Annotated in this window: 17 protein-coding genes; 11 read left to right on the top strand and 6 right to left on the bottom strand. The window is 36.0% G+C overall.

Annotation, left to right across the window (positions count from 1 at the left end; genetic code table 11):
* Positions 1–6 precede the first annotated feature (6 nt).
* The gene (locus tag HCJ54_RS00085) at positions 7–4,188 is read left to right on the top strand and encodes an NACHT domain-containing protein (RefSeq protein ID WP_187136173.1); all 4,182 of its coding nucleotides are present in this window, start codon (positions 7–9) and stop codon (positions 4,186–4,188) included.
* A 42-nt stretch (positions 4,189–4,230) separates the two neighbouring features.
* Positions 4,231–4,896, top strand: coding sequence for a hypothetical protein (locus HCJ54_RS00080; protein ID WP_187136172.1), 666 nt, complete (start codon positions 4,231–4,233; stop codon positions 4,894–4,896).
* Positions 4,897–5,304: 408 nt separating this feature from the next.
* Here the strand turns inward: HCJ54_RS00080 and HCJ54_RS00075 are convergent, their stop codons facing one another.
* On the bottom strand, positions 5,305–6,213 hold the full coding sequence (locus HCJ54_RS00075) for a magnesium transporter CorA family protein (RefSeq protein ID WP_187136171.1): 909 nt from the start codon (positions 6,211–6,213) through the stop codon (positions 5,305–5,307).
* 201 nt (positions 6,214–6,414) lie between these two features.
* On the opposite strand from HCJ54_RS00075, the gene HCJ54_RS00070 reads away from it, so the two are divergent.
* Positions 6,415–7,014 carry a YdeI/OmpD-associated family protein gene (locus HCJ54_RS00070; protein ID WP_187136170.1) on the top strand — a complete coding sequence of 200 codons (600 nt, stop codon included), beginning with the start codon at positions 6,415–6,417 and terminating at the stop codon, positions 7,012–7,014.
* A gap of 119 nt (positions 7,015–7,133) precedes the next feature.
* Here the strand turns inward: HCJ54_RS00070 and HCJ54_RS00065 are convergent, their stop codons facing one another.
* The 3 genes from HCJ54_RS00065 to HCJ54_RS00055 are packed head-to-tail and all read right to left on the bottom strand — an operon-like array spanning position 7,134 to position 8,765.
* Positions 7,134–7,601 carry a DMT family transporter gene (locus HCJ54_RS00065; protein WP_187136169.1) on the bottom strand — a complete coding sequence of 156 codons (468 nt, stop codon included), beginning with the start codon at positions 7,599–7,601 and terminating at the stop codon, positions 7,134–7,136.
* A gap of 12 nt (positions 7,602–7,613) precedes the next feature.
* Positions 7,614–8,063 (bottom strand): DMT family transporter, encoded by a 450-nt coding sequence (locus HCJ54_RS00060; protein ID WP_187136168.1) that lies wholly within the window; start codon positions 8,061–8,063, stop codon positions 7,614–7,616.
* Between the two features lie 60 nt (positions 8,064–8,123).
* Positions 8,124–8,765: a uracil-DNA glycosylase gene (locus HCJ54_RS00055; RefSeq protein ID WP_187136167.1), complete on the bottom strand. Its 642-nt coding sequence runs from the start codon at positions 8,763–8,765 to the stop codon at positions 8,124–8,126.
* A gap of 70 nt (positions 8,766–8,835) precedes the next feature.
* On the opposite strand from HCJ54_RS00055, the gene HCJ54_RS00050 reads away from it, so the two are divergent.
* The 5 genes from HCJ54_RS00050 (at position 8,836) to HCJ54_RS00030 (ending at position 12,888) form a co-directional block, all read left to right on the top strand.
* Positions 8,836–9,030, top strand: coding sequence for a hypothetical protein (locus HCJ54_RS00050; protein WP_036067222.1), 195 nt, complete (start codon positions 8,836–8,838; stop codon positions 9,028–9,030).
* Positions 9,031–9,277: 247 nt separating this feature from the next.
* On the top strand, positions 9,278–9,892 hold the full coding sequence (locus tag HCJ54_RS00045; RefSeq protein WP_187136166.1) for a GyrI-like domain-containing protein: 615 nt from the start codon (positions 9,278–9,280) through the stop codon (positions 9,890–9,892).
* Positions 9,893–10,105: 213 nt separating this feature from the next.
* Positions 10,106–10,633 (top strand): DUF3267 domain-containing protein, encoded by a 528-nt coding sequence (locus HCJ54_RS00040; RefSeq protein ID WP_187136165.1) that lies wholly within the window; start codon positions 10,106–10,108, stop codon positions 10,631–10,633.
* 114 nt (positions 10,634–10,747) lie between these two features.
* Positions 10,748–11,599 (top strand): glucosaminidase domain-containing protein, encoded by an 852-nt coding sequence (locus HCJ54_RS00035; protein WP_187136164.1) that lies wholly within the window; start codon positions 10,748–10,750, stop codon positions 11,597–11,599.
* Positions 11,600–11,820: 221 nt separating this feature from the next.
* A complete protein-coding gene (locus HCJ54_RS00030; RefSeq protein ID WP_187136163.1) occupies positions 11,821–12,888 on the top strand; it encodes a glucosaminidase domain-containing protein in 1,068 nt (355 codons plus the stop codon).
* Positions 12,889–12,978: 90 nt separating this feature from the next.
* Here the strand turns inward: HCJ54_RS00030 and HCJ54_RS00025 are convergent, their stop codons facing one another.
* Positions 12,979–13,734 carry an exodeoxyribonuclease III gene (locus HCJ54_RS00025; RefSeq protein WP_187136162.1) on the bottom strand — a complete coding sequence of 252 codons (756 nt, stop codon included), beginning with the start codon at positions 13,732–13,734 and terminating at the stop codon, positions 12,979–12,981.
* 72 nt (positions 13,735–13,806) lie between these two features.
* Here HCJ54_RS00025 and HCJ54_RS00020 point away from each other — a divergent pair, with 72 nt between their 5' ends.
* Both HCJ54_RS00020 and pepT read left to right on the top strand, forming a co-directional pair.
* The gene (locus HCJ54_RS00020; protein WP_187136161.1) at positions 13,807–14,334 is read left to right on the top strand and encodes a DUF1697 domain-containing protein; all 528 of its coding nucleotides are present in this window, start codon (positions 13,807–13,809) and stop codon (positions 14,332–14,334) included.
* A 46-nt stretch (positions 14,335–14,380) separates the two neighbouring features.
* Positions 14,381–15,613, top strand: a complete 1,233-nt coding sequence (pepT, locus tag HCJ54_RS00015) for a peptidase T (RefSeq protein WP_187136160.1) — start codon at positions 14,381–14,383, stop codon at positions 15,611–15,613.
* Positions 15,614–15,703: 90 nt separating this feature from the next.
* Here the strand turns inward: pepT and HCJ54_RS00010 are convergent, their stop codons facing one another.
* Entirely contained in the window at positions 15,704–16,477 is a 774-nt protein-coding gene (locus HCJ54_RS00010; RefSeq protein ID WP_187136159.1) for an ABC transporter ATP-binding protein, read from the bottom strand.
* Positions 16,478–16,567: 90 nt separating this feature from the next.
* On the opposite strand from HCJ54_RS00010, the gene HCJ54_RS00005 reads away from it, so the two are divergent.
* A complete protein-coding gene (locus tag HCJ54_RS00005; RefSeq protein WP_187136158.1) occupies positions 16,568–17,176 on the top strand; it encodes an HD domain-containing protein in 609 nt (202 codons plus the stop codon).
* Positions 17,177–17,518: the final 342 nt, after the last annotated feature.

Genomic DNA, 17,518 nt, shown 5'->3' with positions numbered 1-17,518 from the left:
TTAAAAATGGAAAAGATGGCTCAAAGATATTGGTATAGCGAAGAACAGGCTGCATATTTTATGGAGCAATCAGTTCTTGATGATTTTATGCTAGATACGGATAAATATAGGAATAATGCTACTATATATCAAGATATTGCGTGGATCCCCTTTCTAATTCTTCTTGGAGATCCAGGAATTGGGAAAAGTACGGAGCTGGAAAAAATCAGAAATAATACCACGGCGGATAAGGTATATGTAGATTTATCTAACTGTTATAATGAAGAAAACGTAGTTAGTAATGTTTTTAACAATGAACAAATTGCAACATGGAAAAATAATAACAGTAGCATGTATTTGTTTTTAGATAGTTTTGATGAATGCCAGTCGAGAATGCCGGGTATTGGTCTCCTATTGATTCAAGAGTTTCAAAAACTAAAAGAGTTCAAGGAAAAACTATTTGTTAGGATTACTTCTAGAAGTACCGAATGGCCAAGTTTTTTTCTAGATGATATAAAAAAAGCTTGGTATCCTTCTAAACAAGCTAATCAGGTAATAAATGAAGTTCAAATTTTTAATTTGGCGCCATTGCAATTATCTAATGTTAGAGAAGTACTCATAGATAAAAAAATAGATGTGGATAAATTTGTTCAGGAAGCAGAACGGGCGAAGGTAATTCCATTTTTATTAAGACCAGTTACTTTAAACATGTTAATTAACATGTATGATGAGAATGAACAGTTTCCTACAGATATATTTGATTTGTATTTCAATGGATGTCAGAGACTTTGTGGGGAGATAAATTCTAAGCGTACAGAAAAAACAGGAAAACTCCCATTGACATTGCGAAAAAGTTTTATCATTGCTTCAAGGATAGCGGCTATCTCTATATTTACTAATCGTAATGTATTTGTCCTAGAACAATTTTGTGAAGACGGAAATAGTATAACTATTAGTGAACTTGCTAATGGCTCAGACTATACATTAGATGAAAGTATGCAAATTGAGGAATCTGATATACGACAAGTTTTAGAGACAGCCCTGTTTAGAACAGATGGAAAAAAGAAATATGCATGGAGTCATTATTCTTATGCTGAGTTCTTAGCAGCATATTATATTTTAGAAAAGAAACTAACGGATATACAATTAGAGACACTATTATTTGAGAATATCACTGCAGGTGTACAATCTGTGAATCCGCTTGTTGAAACGGCTGTTTGGGTAGCTGCTAAAAATAAAAGTATAAGAGAATTATTGATTGAAAATAATCCAGATGTTGCAATAAAAAGTGACTTGAGTCATTTTTCTGATGTAGAGAAAAAATTAATTTTAGAAAATATATTGCTCTTTTTAGAAGAGTACAAATTAGACGACTTTCAATTGGATTTAAGAAGCTGTATAGGTGGACTGTATTTTAACAATATGGAAGAAATATTATTAAAGTATATCAAAGGCTCTCAATTTAATTTATTGTCTCGCAGACAGGCACTTTTAATTTATGGCTATTGCGGTAGAGAAATAAATAAAATAATTGAATTACTTTTTGGCATATTGGATGATTCAAATGAGAACGTTTTATTTAAAAAGGAATGTGCTATTTATATAGGACAATATGGAAATATAAATGCAAAGCTAGATTTGAGAAAATTTATCAATGATAAAAATGATTTTGATTTTCGATTAAGAGGCACAATATTAGATATATTATGGCCTGATTTAATTGAAACAGAAGAAATGTTGGGCTACTTAATGATACGGGAAAATGAGTTAGAGCTTTATGGATCTTATGAGCTTTTCATAACTAAAATTGAAGAATCAAAAATTGAGGAAGAATTAGATGTTTATGCTAAGTGGTTATCAGAGCTAGACAATGAATTTTTTAAGAGCAGGAGGCTTGATAAACTTATCTCGAAAATTAGAGAACTCTTGTTTAGTAATTATCCAGAAAGTACGCGAATGGTGTGCCAAACAATTTTTAATGAAATAACAAAAAATGTTCCTTCTTCGTATGAGCGTTCAAGAAAATTCTATCTAAGCTTAAATTCTCTGGAGGCAATTAGTTTTTGGGGAAATATGATGATGATAGCACCTGATGTAGAGCGATTTTCGGATATAATAAAATATTTCAGAGATTCAAGTGAGAATAAAGAAATAATAATATATCTAATTAATGAATACGATTTTGGAGTGCAATTTAATAAAGGATATATATTAAAATTAGTTTTTATGCTTTTCCACTATAGTTTAGATAGCAGTGTACATGAAGCTATATTTAGATTGATGAAGAAGGATGATGCCGCACACCGAGAATTAAAATATTATTTTGAAGCTATCGAATTAGAGTCTGAGAAAGCCAAAGAAGGAAGAGAGTGGATAAGTTGGGAACTGAAGAATAAAGAGGAATCCGTGGAGAATAGCATAGTTGATATGGAAATGGAAGAGTGCAAAAATGAGTTGGATAAATTCTCTTTAAATGGAGATACCAAGTTTTTATTCAATGCATTGGAAATAATGGCGTTTGATAAATATGGAAATACTAAGAACACGTGGGAGTCTAAAATTGATGAAACGGATATATGGAAGTTACTTGATAAGGAAACAGAGAATTTAATTATTGAAGGCATGAAAATGTATCTAGAAAATGTAGTAGAAATAAAATGTGCTAAGAGCGAGACAAGTGTAACCTATGAGCAATTATTAGTATTTAAAATTCTTAGCTATTTATGGGACAATCAGAAGGGTGTATTATTTGAACTTAAACTTGAGAAGTGGATGATTTTCATACCATGTATAATTAAATATCCATACTCTACAGGTAGTGAGATGGAACATAAAGCAATAGAATTAATAGCATTAATTCACTCAAAAGCTTCGAATATGATAATCAGTAAACTCATTATACAAGTAGAAAAAGAAAATATAGATTCAGGCTATTTATCTACATTACGATTAGCAGCAAGAATATGGGATGAAGAATGGACTGAATGGGTTATTGATAAGTATAGAACGGAGAATTTCACCGCTAAAAGCTTTAAATATGTATTGGAGAATGTTCCTAATGCTCAAATGCCAATTTTCACTGGTTTCCTCTTGGAAATTGCGCAGAACATAAACCAAGCTAGTCCATATAAAATGGAGCTACTAGTTAACTCGGTAGGAACTGTGCTGAATAATTTTAAGAATGAATATTGGAAGTTATTGTGGAAGCACATGAATGTAGATCATGATTTTGGTAAAGAAATAATCAAAGAACTTGCATCATGCAGGCGCCAAGAATGGATAAGTCTAACTGAAGAAGACGTTGCAGAATTATATAAATATACTCTAGTGGAATATCCTGAGGAAGATGATCCAAAGCATTCGGGAGGAGTAGCTCATTTCGTATCTCCACGAGATGAAATAGGTGAGTTTAGAAATGGATTAATAACTATTTTACGAGAAAAAGGAACTAAACTTAGTTATCAGATGCTTCTAGAAATATCACAAGCCAACCCAGAGAAAGTATGGTTGAAATATTCTTTAAATATAGCTAGAGATAACGCTAGGCGGAAAATATGGCAACCCGTCTCAACTAATGAATTATTACAACTTGTTCATTCAAATAAAAGTACATTAATTAATAGTGAAGAAGAATTAATAGCTCTTATTAAAAGGTTGCTAGATGATTTGCAATTTAAGTTACAATGCGAAAATCCTCAAGTACAATTTTTATGGAACGAGCAAAAAAATGGAAATGGCTCTAAAGTATATAATCCTAAAACTGAAAATGAATTTTCTGATTATGTTTGCCAGTTTTTAAGAGAGAGGCTTGATGATAAAGGAATTGTGGCTAATCGTGAGGTTGAAATAAGGAGATCTGGTGGTTCTGTTAGTGGGGAACGCCCTGATATAATTATTTCGGCTACTTCACAGAGGCAGAATGAATCATATAAACAAATAGAACTCATTATTGAAGTAAAGGGCAACTGGAATAAGGATTTAATGATAGCTATGGAAGAGCAATTAATAAATCGTTATTTAGAAAGCAATCCTAATTCATGTGGTCTATACTTAGTAGGATGGTTTAACAGTGTGAAATGGGATATGACTGATAGAAGGAGCCATGCTAAAAAGTTATCGAAGAATGAAGTAATTAAACAATTGAAAGCAACGCAGGTCAAAGTAGATAAAAAGATTGTTGATTTCTACGTCATGGACTGTTCGTTTTAAACACGCGTATAGTAAAATAAAAAAGTGAATTTAGGTGTATAAATGAAGCAAATAGAAAAGGATAGATTGTACCCATCCAGTGACCCATATATAATAGTAGATGAAGATACAAATAAATGGCAAACCCATTTGGATTATCAAGACTATTTGTATAGAAGTATCAGTAGTCGGTTTCCTTTTCCAGTTTATGAAGAGGAATTAAAACGGCTTAATGATTATATAGTCTTTCTTTTAGAAAAAACAAATGAAGAGACGAAAGAACAAATAAATTTACAGTCCAATATGGAACCAGATTGGATTTGGATTGGAACAGCAGAATTAGAAATGACTCAGGAATCAGTCAAATCTACATGGTCTTTCAATAGAAATAAGACGCTCTACTTAACGGCAGTGACACTACTAAATTCGTTTTTAGAAAGTTGTTTAAACGATTTAGTTAAATTATTTATTTCAGATGAGAAAATTCGTTCTAAGGGAATGAGTAACGTTGAAAAGTACGTCTTTGTACTAAATGAGTTCTTGAAATCTGAAATCTCAATGCCAGAGTATTTGAAGGAAAGTAGAAAATTGAGAAATGAATTTGTACATGATCAGCTAAGCTCTTCTGAAGTCGGTGAAGAAATAGTAAGATATACGATTGATGCTATAGTAGAGTTGCTTTATGATATTGAGCAAGAATTCATTAATAAAGAAATAATGGATAGTTGAGGTACTGGGGATCATAATCAGCACTATAAACAAAAAGAAGACCACAGATATTTGGTCTTCTAAATGTATTGTCGAATATCATGAACAATTACTTTCTAAAGCCCGAGCAAGGCTAAAACTTCATTGCACTATTATTGCACTTTTTATATTTTTGTCTTCATTTTATAGTTTTTAATAAACGTTCAAAACCCTTGATTATCAATGATACTTGTTTATATGCTGTACGTACTTTATAGAGTGGGAATAGTAAACAAAGCCCTAAAACCCCAGTAATGATAAGGTTTTAGAGCTTTTTCTGTGTCGAGTGATAACAGTTTTGTGTTTATAAATTTTTTTCGTATAGCAAAGCTACCACGGCGTCAAGTTAATATAAAAACCTCCAACAAATTCGCCAGAGGTTTTCACACGTCATCTTCTCAACAATCTGCGCAATATATATGAAAGCACAAACCATAAAACTAAACTTATCGCGATCGTCGTCACCCAACCGAGTGCATTATGCTCCAGCGGCAAAGGCATATTCATCCCGAAAAATCCGGTAACAATCGTGGGTACAGTTAACAAAATCGATAATACAGTCAAAATTTTAATCGTATCATTCAGATTATTATTCAAAATATTATTATACGTCCCAGAGAGCTGTTGCAAAATTTGCGATGATAATTGCGTCATCTCAACAAGCTGCTTCGCCTCAATCACCGCATCGTCAAACTGCTCCTTCTCACTCGCATCGAGCGTCCGATAAACCACATGCGTCTTCACTTGCTCTAGTAAAACAAGATTTTGCTTCGAAGCGGAAACAAAATAAACAATGCCTGTCTCTAAATCAGATAATGAAAGCAAGTTTTGCTTCGTTGTTTTTTCTTTTAACTTGTCATTAATGATTTTTCGATCAATATCCATTTCCTCTACATATGGAAAAAAAGAATCAGTAATTAAAAATAGGCAACTAAACAGGCATTTAAACGTGCTCATCGCATCATTGTTAGCCAAATAATTTTTCAACTTCTCCGTTACGTAATGATTTTTGCTATTCGTCACCGTAATCAATTGCTGTCCTTTTATTAAAAATGTCATCGGAATCGTCTCGTAATGATTGTCAATTTTCCCAGGATTAGGCACATTGAAAAATAAAACAAAAGTATTCGTCGCGGCATCATATTCCAAGTGAGCCCGTTCATTTCTATCCAAAGAATAAGCGACCACTTCATCGTCAATATCATATTCCTTATAAAACTGCTCTAACTCAACACTACTATCGACATTTATATTAATCCAATCACACGTATTATTATTAAAAGGTATTTTCGTAATCATGAAATCAGCTCCCTCTTTCGCATGTAACCCTCTATTATTATAGCAGTAAATTTAAATAAAGAAAGTCTAAGTCGAAGCTTATTACGGCAAATGTTGCAAGACCCCGCGAACTGCGTTAAAATAACAGGGAAAGTGGAAAATAAGTTCTAGGATGGACATAATGACGAGCGAATCCACCAAATTAAAGTGAGGTGTCTCCTGATGGCAAAAAATGAAACGAACCCAAAAGTGGATGAATACTTAGGCAAAGCAAAGAGATGGAAGACGGAATTCGAAACATTAAGAGCAATTGGGCTTGATTGCGGCTTATCTGAGGACATAAAGTGGAAAAATATTTGTTTTATGCATGAAGGCAGGAATATTGTTCTGATCCACGGTTTCAAGGAGTACTGTGCGCTTTTATTTATGAAAGGTGTGTTGCTCAAGGATCCGAGTGGTATTCTAATTCAACAAACAGAGAATGTACAAGCAGCGCGCCAAATTCGTTTTAAAAGCTTGGAAGAGATCAAAGAAATGGAACCGATGATCAAAGCTTATATTCATGAAGCCATCGAAGTAGAGAAATCAGGCGTGGAAGTAGAAATGAAGAAGGAAACGGAATTCACGGTTCCCGAAGAATTACAAAATCGTTTTGAAGAACAACCAGCTTTTAAAGAAGCATTCGAGAAACTAACGCCAGGGCGGCAACGAGCCTACTTACTATTCTTCTCAGCACCGAAGCAATCGAAAACCCGCGATTCAAGAATTGATAAGTATATGGATCGGATTTTTGATGGTATTGGGTTGAACGACAGATACTAAATGAAGAAAATGGATTTCCTAGCATGCCGAGGGAAATCTTTTTTTGACGCTCGCTTAGCGGAAGAATAAAATAGAACAAAAACGCCCAACCCAGTCTTGGGAAGGGCGAAGCGGTTGCTTTAAAACCATTGAATTAATAAGACGCCGCCAATCATGGAAAGCACGCCAAGTAGACGATAGCGATTAATTGGATGTGGAATAATCCCGAACCAACCGAAATGATCGATAGTCAGCGCGATAATCATTTGTCCACAGAGTGCTAAAACCACGGTAAGTGCCGATCCGAGTAGTGGTAAAAGCAATATATTCGACGTCACAAAAATAACACCTAATGCGCCGCCGGTAAATATCCACCAAGGAATTCGTCCGACTCCGCGTAATTGGAATGTTAATCTGCGCTCCACAAGAAGCGACAAGATTAGCAATAAAGTCATCCCGACTAAAAAAGAAATCAGCGAGGCAATGATGGGCGAATCTACCGCAATGCGAAGGCGGCTGTTAATCGAGGTTTGAATGGGGGACATCATCCCAGCGACGAGTCCCATACACATAAACGCGATCATCGATTTGGATCTTTTTGCTGTCATAAAAACCCCTCCTTAATATCGTTGCATCAAAACAACACCGAAAAACATCATTGCAATCCCAATTAATCTTGGCAAATTGAGCTCATGCACCGGCACACTAAACCATCCAAAATGATCGATCAAAAGCGCCATCACCATTTGCCCGCAAAGTGTAATGACAACAGTTAAGGCTGATCCAAGTCTTGGCATCAATAAAATATTTGACGTTAGGAAGAATACACCAAGCGCTCCGCCACCAAACCAAATCCACCATGGATTCACCGCAAACATATGTAAATCGAGTGTCCAACCATGTTCAACAGTAAGTGCTAATAGAATCAAAATCAAGCTTCCAATTAAAAAAGACACCCAAGAGGCGATAAAAGGTGATTTTGTGTAACCGCGAAGTCGCGAGTTCACGGCCGTTTGTACTGGAATCGTCATTCCAGCCATCAGACCAGCTAGCATCAAAAGTAGCGTCATTCAAACAATCCCCCTTTTTCATAGTAGTCTCATTATAGAACAAACGTGCGGATCTGTCGTTTAAAAAGTCTTTTTAGCCAAAATTTCTTTTAACTTCTCCCAATCTGTCATTAAATCGGTCGCTATTTTTCGATTGTAAAAAATAGCGGCAGGGTGAAACGTTGGGAATACGTGATATTCTTGCTCAGAAGCGACATATTTAGAATTAGGCCCAATCTGTTTAATCTTGCCATGCCAAACACGCCCGTGGGATTCTGAAATGGTCATCTTATTATCGATTAGTCTTTTTAGCGCGCATCCTCCGAGTGCCACGATCAGTTTCGGTTTTACTTGTGAGATTTCGTAGTCTAATAATGGAGCATGTAGCAAAATTTCTTGCGTTTTCGGCATGCGATTCGGACGCTTGACGATTTTCTTCCCAGTTTTATCGATCATCATTTTTCTACCAAAAGGGCGGCTGCGAACAATGCTTGTAATATAGACTTGATCCCGCGTGAGCCCCGCTATTGCCAATGTTTTGTCCAGCTCTTTCCCAGAACGTCCAGTAAATGGAATCCCCGTTCGAATCTCTACCTCACCTGGTGCCTCCCCGATAAGCATAATATCAGGCGTGAAGTCGCCATTCCCAAATACAAAGCCTTCTAAATCGAAATCAGCATTTTTCGCGATAATAGGATCAATTAATTCTCTTGGATAAGTCATGCCAATCACTCCTAAACTTGAACTTTCTTCTATAAAATTATACCATGGGAGAATAAGGAGGACAGTATCTATGCATTTTTTAAAGATTTTTTTCAATGTATTAGTGGTTATCGGGCTTATTTTGCTAGTTGGGAGGTTAGTGAGCCTTGCCCTACAATTCGCAGGAATCCCATTCACGACATTTTTCATAGATCATTCTGTACCATCACTTGCGATTCTTTTAGTAGGGGCGTTGGGCAGCTGGATCATCGAAAAACGCAAATAAAAAAAGGGGTCTGCTTTATTTTCAGCAGGCCACTTTTGCTAGGCTAATAACCAATCGCTTTCCCAGCGTGAACATCCGTTACGAAGAAGACGCTTGACTCTCCGCATGTGTCATAGTTTAAGATAAGAGTATAAAAGTAAAGAGGGAGGCAACAAGATGTTTAATATTTATCACGTATCCATTGCAACCGAACCAAATCCAGAAAACTGGGTAACAGAAGCTTGTTTCCCGATAAAGGAGTCTACTAATGAAATATGAATGGCGAAAACATGACAAGAAAATATATTTACCAAAAGAAAATCCTGAAATCATCGAACTAGGTCCAGTAAAATACATCACGATTTGTGGCAAAGGAAATCCGAATGCCCCTGCTTTTTCGGAGTTAGTAACAGCCTTATACGCCACGTCTTACGCGATTAAAATGATGCCAAAAAAAGGGATAACACCCGATGGATACTATGATTATACTGTATTTCCACTGGAGGGTTTTTGGAGTTTAGAAAAGGGCAGTCTGGTGCTTGATAAAGAGAAGCTGATTTACAAGCTCATGATTCGGCAACCTGATTTTGTGACACCAGAATTGTTCGAAATTGCCAAAGAAGCCATCGTAAAAAAAGTTCCAGCTGAACATCGTGACAAATTAGAATTAGAGGAAATAACAGAAGGATTAAACTTACAAATGTTGCACCTCGGAAGTTACGATGACGAACCAGCTTCATTTGCCAAAATGGAGGCATTTTGTGAGGCGAATAATTTAGAGCGTTTGAGCAAAGCGCATAAAGAAATCTATTTGACCGATGCCAGCAAAGTAAGCCCAGAAAAATTAAAAACAACATTACGGTTTCGGATTAAATATAAATAATCGACTTTTTGCGCCAAATTGAGACTGGTGCAAAAAGTTTTTTATATAGGGAAACCGCTTCTATATAGAAGAAAGACGGATTTTTTATTTTTATCTTTTACATAATAATTGTTTTCTAGCTATTTTTCATACTATAATGGATATAGGGAATGTCATGTATGTTAGTAAGAATTGTGAGAAATGAGGTCAAGATTTGTTATGAGGACACAAGCATTGTCTAAAGAATACAACATTGTTAACGACAAAAAAAGAATGCAAACCATTAAATTAATGGCCACTGCTCTCATCGTGATAATGTTAATTGTCGGCGCAGTGCTAGCTTTACGCGAATCAGTGCCAATTAATTTTACAGTATGGGGTATTATCTTATTTTGCATCGCACTGTATATTATTTTTACTATCCATGAGCTTATCCACGGACTTCTTTTCTGGATATTCAGTAATGATAAAATCAAGTTGAGTCATCGAAAAGGGTTTTTATATTTCAACTGTCCCAATCAATCTTTTTCAAAATGGCAGTATCAGATTATTACGATTGGTCCATGTGTTCTTTTAACCCTAATTCTAGTCATTTTAGCATTAGAATTTCCGGTAGATCTTGTGGCTATTTATTTGCTGATCACTGCACATTCAGGTTTTTGTATGGCAGATATATACACGATGAAACTAATATCATCTGCACCAAAAAAAGCACAAATAAAAGATACGAGAGAAGGTATCCAAATTGTGTCAGAAAACTAACTGAAATTATGCTTCTCAGGCTTAAGTTGGATGCTATTGGGGTAGCTTTTCGTATACAATGAGAGGATAGGATAAAAAGGGCATCAAGGTAAAGAAAGTAGGTTTTTAAACAGAATGAGACGTCGAAAAAAAGCGCCACTTCTTATTGGAATTTTACTTGCAGTCGTTCTAGTCGGCGGAATGGCTTTTATCGCAGTTGACAAGCTGTTTTTAAAAGATGATGACCCCGTAGAAATAACATATGTCGACCCAAAGCAAGAATTTATTGAACTGCTTGCTGGACATGCACAACAAATACAAGATCAAGAAGGAATTTTGACAAGTATCACTCTAGCCCAAGCGATTTTGGAGTCTAACTGGGGGGACAGTGGGCTGGCAACGAAAGGTCGGAATTTATTTGGTATCAAGGGCGAGTACCAGCAAGACTCTGTGACAATGCAAACCCAGGAGTACGAAAATAATCAGTGGGTTACGGTTGATGCAGCATTCCGAAAGTATCCAACTTGGTTCGAATCACTTGACGATCACGCCGCACTTTTTCTGAAAGGAACCTCGTGGGACAAAAATAAATATCGTGAAGTCATCCAAGCTAAAGACTACAAAACAGCTGCGCAGGCTTTGCAAAAATCAGGATATGCAACTGATCCAGAATATGCTACGAAGCTAATTGATCTTATCGAACAACAGGATTTGCAAGCATACGACAAAATTTATGATCCAATTGTGTACACGAAAGCAGTCAATCTAACAGGGGTGCCTATCATTGCAAAAGACACTGCAATTTGGTCTAGCCCACAGAGAACAAAAAACGCAAAAAAAATAAATAATCTAGCTAAATATGGAAATAAAAAGTTGGAAATTGTTCAAGAAATGAAGCTTGGAAATAGGATATGGTATCAGCTAAAAGTGGATCAAAAAACACTAGGTTGGGTAAATAAAGATGTGATTCGCATTAAAACGCTCTGAAATTAGAGCGTTTTTTTGATGTGTTCAAGAAAAACACATATGTTCGCATTGGCTTTATAAAGCGGTCTATACAGCCATCGTAATATTATAAACAGAAATGAAACGTTCCTGTAACCTAAATGAAACACTAATTTTGCTAGAATGAACCCTGTTGATTTGAAAAGATACATGAAAACAAAAATACTATAAAAAATTTCAGAAAGAAGTGTAGAATAAATCGAATGAAAAAATCAGTCAAACGCAACTTAGCTATTCTAGGAACCATTGGAATGATGATGGGCACAGTTGGTATTCCTGTTAGCACATATGCGGCAGAACGAGAAAATAATTCACAAATAAGCTACACAAATTCCCAACAAAATTTTCTTGATAAAATAGTTCCAGATGCCCAGAAACTACAACGCGAGCATGGGATTTTAACAAGTGTTACTATTGCTCAAGCTATTCTAGAATCAGGATGGGGAAATAGTGGTTTAACGCAGCAAGCCAATAATTTATTTGGAATTAAAGGTAGCTACGAAGGCCAATCTATCACGATGAATACGAAAGAATTTTATAATAATAGCTGGACGACAATTGATGCAGCCTTCCGTGCTTACCCGAGTTATTATGAGTCGCTAGAGGATCACGCGTTACTATTTGTTAACGGACCATCGTGGAGCCCAAACAAATATGCAAACATGGTCGGCGAAGAGGATTACCGAGTAGCGGCACAGGTTATTGAGGATGGTGGTTATGCAACGGATCCTAATTATGCTGAGCAGCTTATTGAAACTGTAGAAACATACGGACTTGCCAAGTATGACCAAGTTTATGATACAGTCACAGCAAAAACAACTATCTATGCATATGGACAAGCGAAACCAAATACACAAAGCCCGGTCTGGAGCTTACCAAATACGCTAAAAGGCGCAACGGAAAAAGCATCTCTGTCTAAGTATAAAGGCAAAAACTTACGGCTGACTAACCGAGCGAAAGTAAGCAATGGTTCGACTTGGTATGAGGCCACTTTAAACGGCGTTCATATTGGTTGGATCAATGCTACAGACTTAAATCTTGTGTACACAACTTCGATGGAACAAGAAGTAAATTTAATCCGAGGTGTTGAAAAAGCCGATGGAAAAATTTATGCGTTTCCGATAGTCGATGCAAGTACTGCTCGAGGAACACTTGTAGGTTTAGAGGAAGTGCATGTAGATAGACAAGCCGTAATTAACAACCAAATTTGGTATCGCATTAATGATGGCGATAAACGGCTAGGCTGGGTTGAGTCTCCAGTACTAAAATAAAAAAATCTCGTATCCGATAAAAAGGGTACGAGATTTTTTTAGTGTTTTAAAGGATTTTAAGAAAGTATGTCGAATATAAATACTATAGCTTTAAATAGTAATTGTGAGTTCAACAGGGCAATGATCAGAGCCCTGAATCTCAGCATGTATGGAAGCACTCTCTATATGAGTGGCGATTCTGTTAGAAACGATGAAATAGTCAATGCGCCAACCAGTATTTCTAGCACGAGCGTTCATCCGATAGGACCACCAAGAATAGGCACCTTCTATGTCTGGGTGCAAGTATCTAAAGGAATCGGTGAAGCCATTGGCAAGCAAATCAGTGAACTTCCCACGCTCTTCATCTGAGAATCCAGCATTTTTGCGGTTTGTCTTGGGATTTTTTAAATCGATTTCTTTGTGTGCTACATTTAGATCACCACAGACAATTACTGGTTTTACGCTATCCAATTTTTTTAAATGAGCCAAGAAAGCATCTTCCCAGTCCATTCGGTAGTCTAATCGTTTCAACTCATTTTGCGAATTTGGTGTGTACACAGTAATCATATAGAATTTCGGAAATTCGAGTGTGATGACACGGCCCTCTTGATCATGTTCTTCTATGTCTAAACCATAGTATACGTTAAGCGGCTCGATTTTAGAGAAAATAGCTGTACCAGAGTAGCCTTTTTTCACAGCGTAATTCCAGTAATCATGATATCCTGATAAGTCTAGATCAATCTGTCCCTCTTGTAATTTTGTTTCTTGAAGACAGAATAAATCTGCGTCTACTGTTTGGAAATAATCCATAAATCCTTTTTTCTCCGCAGCTCTAAGGCCATTCACATTCCAAGAAATTAATTTCAATTTTATCACTCCTCCAATTACTAATATTATACCTTATATTAATTATTCGGTATAATATAAGGCAGGAGGTGGATGATGAAATATATAATTTTTCTACGAGCAATCAATGTGGGCGGAAATCGTAGAATCAAGATGGCTGACTTAAGAGAAGCACTGATAAGCGAGGGGTATCGGAATGTTTCAACGTATATCCAGACTGGAAATATTATTGCTGAGCACGAAGAAGAGAGTTACGAAGCCATTCAAAGGAACATCGAACATATTATTAAAGTTCATCTTAAATTTGATGTACCAGCAGTTGCTTTTCAGTTAGAAGAATATGAACGAGGGGTCAGAGCTAAAGCCTTTCAAGGTGACCGTTTGATGCTCCATTTCTTAGATAGGATACCGAGTGAGGATGCAGTTCTTCGGCTTATAGAGCTAAGCCAAGGTGATAAAGACGAATTTAAAATAATAGATAGGTTTCTATATGTTTCACTGACAGAAGGAGTATCAGATAGTTTGTTTTCAAATAAATTCGTCGAAAAGACACTGCAAGTAAAGGCAACAGCGAGAAATTGGAATACCGTAATGAAAATGAATGAAAAAAGTAAGCAATAAGCGTATACTGATACTGAGATGCATTTTGAATAAGGGGGTCATTGGCGTGAAAAATGAAATAATCGAACGTTTTATCAGGTATGTAAAAGTCGATACACAGTCAAACGAAGCGAGTAAAACGGTGCCAACAACACTAGGGCAAATGGAGTTAGCCAAAATACTAGTAGAAGAACTAAAGCAAATTGGTATGGAGGAGGTGACTGTTGATAGTAATGGCTATGTTATGGCCACGCTTTCTAGTAATACTACAAAGGATATACCGACAATTGGATTTTTAGCGCATATCGACACTGCGACAGATATGACAGGTAAGAATGTTTCTCCACAAATTCATGAAAATTTTGATGGCAATGCTATTACGCTAAATGCAGAGTTAGATGTTGTGCTTTCACCAGAAGCATTTCCGGAGCTACCTACATATAAAGGGCAGACGATTATTACGACGGACGGGACTACGCTTCTTGGGGCTGATGACAAAGCAGGTATAGCAGAAATAATGGTAGCAATGAACCATTTGATTCATCATCCTGAAATAAAGCACGGTCGAATTCGAGTAGCATTTACACCTGATGAGGAAATTGGGCGTGGTCCGCATCACTTTGATGTGGATACTTTTGGTGCTGAGTTTGCCTATACAATGGATGGGGGACCTCTAGGTGAATTGGAATATGAGAGCTTTAATGCCGCCGCAGCGAGACTTATATTTAAAGGAAATAGTGTACATCCTGGGACAGCCAAGAATAAAATGGTCAATGCAAATAAAATGGCAATGGAGTTTCATGCGCACTTACCTGAATCTGAAGTGCCGGAACATACCGAGGGCTATGAAGGATTCTACCATTTGATTTCTTTAAATGGGGATGTCGAGCTAGCTAAGTCTTATTATATAATCCGTGATTTTGATCATGACGCATTTATTAGAAGAAAAGAAAAGTTTATCGCCATAGCCAATCAATTAAAAGCTGAATATGGAGAAGATAAGATAATTTTAGAAATGAATGATCAGTACTACAATATGAAAGAAAAAATTGAACCGGTCAAAGAAATAGTTGATATGGCACATAGAGCAATGAAAAATTTAAATATTGAACCTGATATTCGTCCGATAAGGGGTGGAACAGATGGTTCTCAGTTATCTTTTAAAGGTATGCCAACACCCAATATTTTTACAGGTGGAGAGAACTATCATGGGAAATTTGAATACATCTCCGTTGAGAGTATGATTAAGGCGACAGAAGTTATTATAGAAATAGCTCGCTTGTTTGAGGACGAAGCTTAAAGTTGCGAAGTATATTATTATAAAACAAGGGCTCAATGGATTAGAGAGAGATTCGTAGCATATCTCTAATCCACAGAGCCCTTGTCTAACTCATTTAGGAAATACGGAGACTTGTCCATTCTCCAAAGAAACCACTGCTACATCATGTTTGTAAAAAGACGATAAATTATCCACTGTGAGCATTTCAGTAGTTTTTCCTGCATCGTAGGTTTTACCATCTCGAAGTAACAGTGTATATTCGAAACATGGTAATATTTCTTCGGTATGGTGTGTTACGTAAAGAATTGTTGGTGCATGTGATAGCGTTGAGATTTTAGATATTTTTTCCAATAGACGTTTTTTTGCGAAAATATCTAAACCGGTGCAAGGTTCATCGAGTATGAGTAACTTAGGTTCTGCGATAAGAGCTCGAGCAATAAGTACAACTTGCCTCTCTCCTTGCGATAGAACAGCATATGGTTTACCTATAAGTTCTTTACCACCACAGTCTGCTAATAGCGATCGGGCCAATGCCATTTCTTCTATAGTAGTTTTTTGATATAAGCCAATACTAGCAAATTTGCCACTCAGTACAATGGATTCAGCAGAATCATACTCCTTTAACTGTTGTTGTAATGACGAGCTTACCCAGCCAATAGATTTACGGAGGTTGGGTAAGGAAGTTTCGCCAAAACGTTGCCCTAAAACTGTGAGAGAGCCTGAGGTAGGCCATAGATAACCGTTTAATAATTTTAATAACGTAGTCTTTCCTGATCCATTTAGTCCAAGAACTGCCCAATTTTCTTTATGATGTACTTCCCAATCAATAGCATGCAATAAAAATTTTTCATCACGCTTTAAATATACTTGATCGAATTTAAACAAACTGATTCCTCCTAAATATATGTGTTATCTTTTTATCTATTTTACATAAGTATTAGAAAATTTGGAAATATAAAGTGAGGTAGTAGTTAGATGAATAACCTAGTTTTGGAGAAAGCAAAAGAATTTATCAAACAAGAGTTTGCAAATGAAGTGACAGGTCATGACTGGTATCATATTGATAGGGTGTATAAAATGGCAACGCAGCTTCAGAGTAAAGAAGGTGGTAATTTAAAGATCATTCAATTAGCGGCTCTTTTTCATGATTTTACAGATAAAAAGCTGAAAGAATATCCAGAAGAAGCAGAGCGGCAAATGATAGCATGGTTTAGAGCAAATAATTTAAGCGAAATGGAAATAGAAATGATTTCGAATGTAATAAAAAATATCTCATATAGCAACGAATCGAGTCATTCTCATGATCTTAGCTTAGAAACAAAAATTGTACAAGATGCGGATCGCTTGGACGCAATTGGAGCAATAGGAATTGCTAGATGCTTTACGTATGGTGGATCTGAAGGAAGACAAATCTATAATTCAGAAAATAAAGAGGCGACGAGTGTCCAACATTTTTTTGATAAGCTTTTAAATATAAAGGGTATCATTCAAACAGATTCAGCGAAAGAAGTAGCAGACAAGAGGCATTGTATATTGATATCTTTCTTAAAAGAGCTTGAAAATGAATGCAATATACAATTTTAATGAATTAAAACAAAACAGTTGCATTTTATGAATATATATTATATACTTAAAAAGTTCTCGAGTTGAGAGCTTCAAAATATTAATAAAAATAAGTTGTTGACATGCTTATGAGTTATATGATAAGATACGAAAGTTGTGTTGAACAGCCAAATGACCTTTGAAAACTGAACAGAAACAAAGATAAAACCAAGAAGACAGCAATGTTTTCGGGTAAGAATCACAGGACGGAAATAGAGAGCTATTTCCACAAGTAATACTAGTAAAGTTATTTGCTAGCGAAGTCAATTTGACGCAAGGATCTTATTCACGGTGTTGAATAAGTATTCAGATTCATCTTTTATT

The sequence above is a fragment of the Listeria grandensis genome (genome assembly GCF_014322885.1).
Taxonomy (GTDB): domain Bacteria; phylum Bacillota; class Bacilli; order Lactobacillales; family Listeriaceae; genus Listeria_A; species Listeria_A grandensis.
This window is presented reverse-complemented; position numbering and strand designations above follow the sequence as displayed.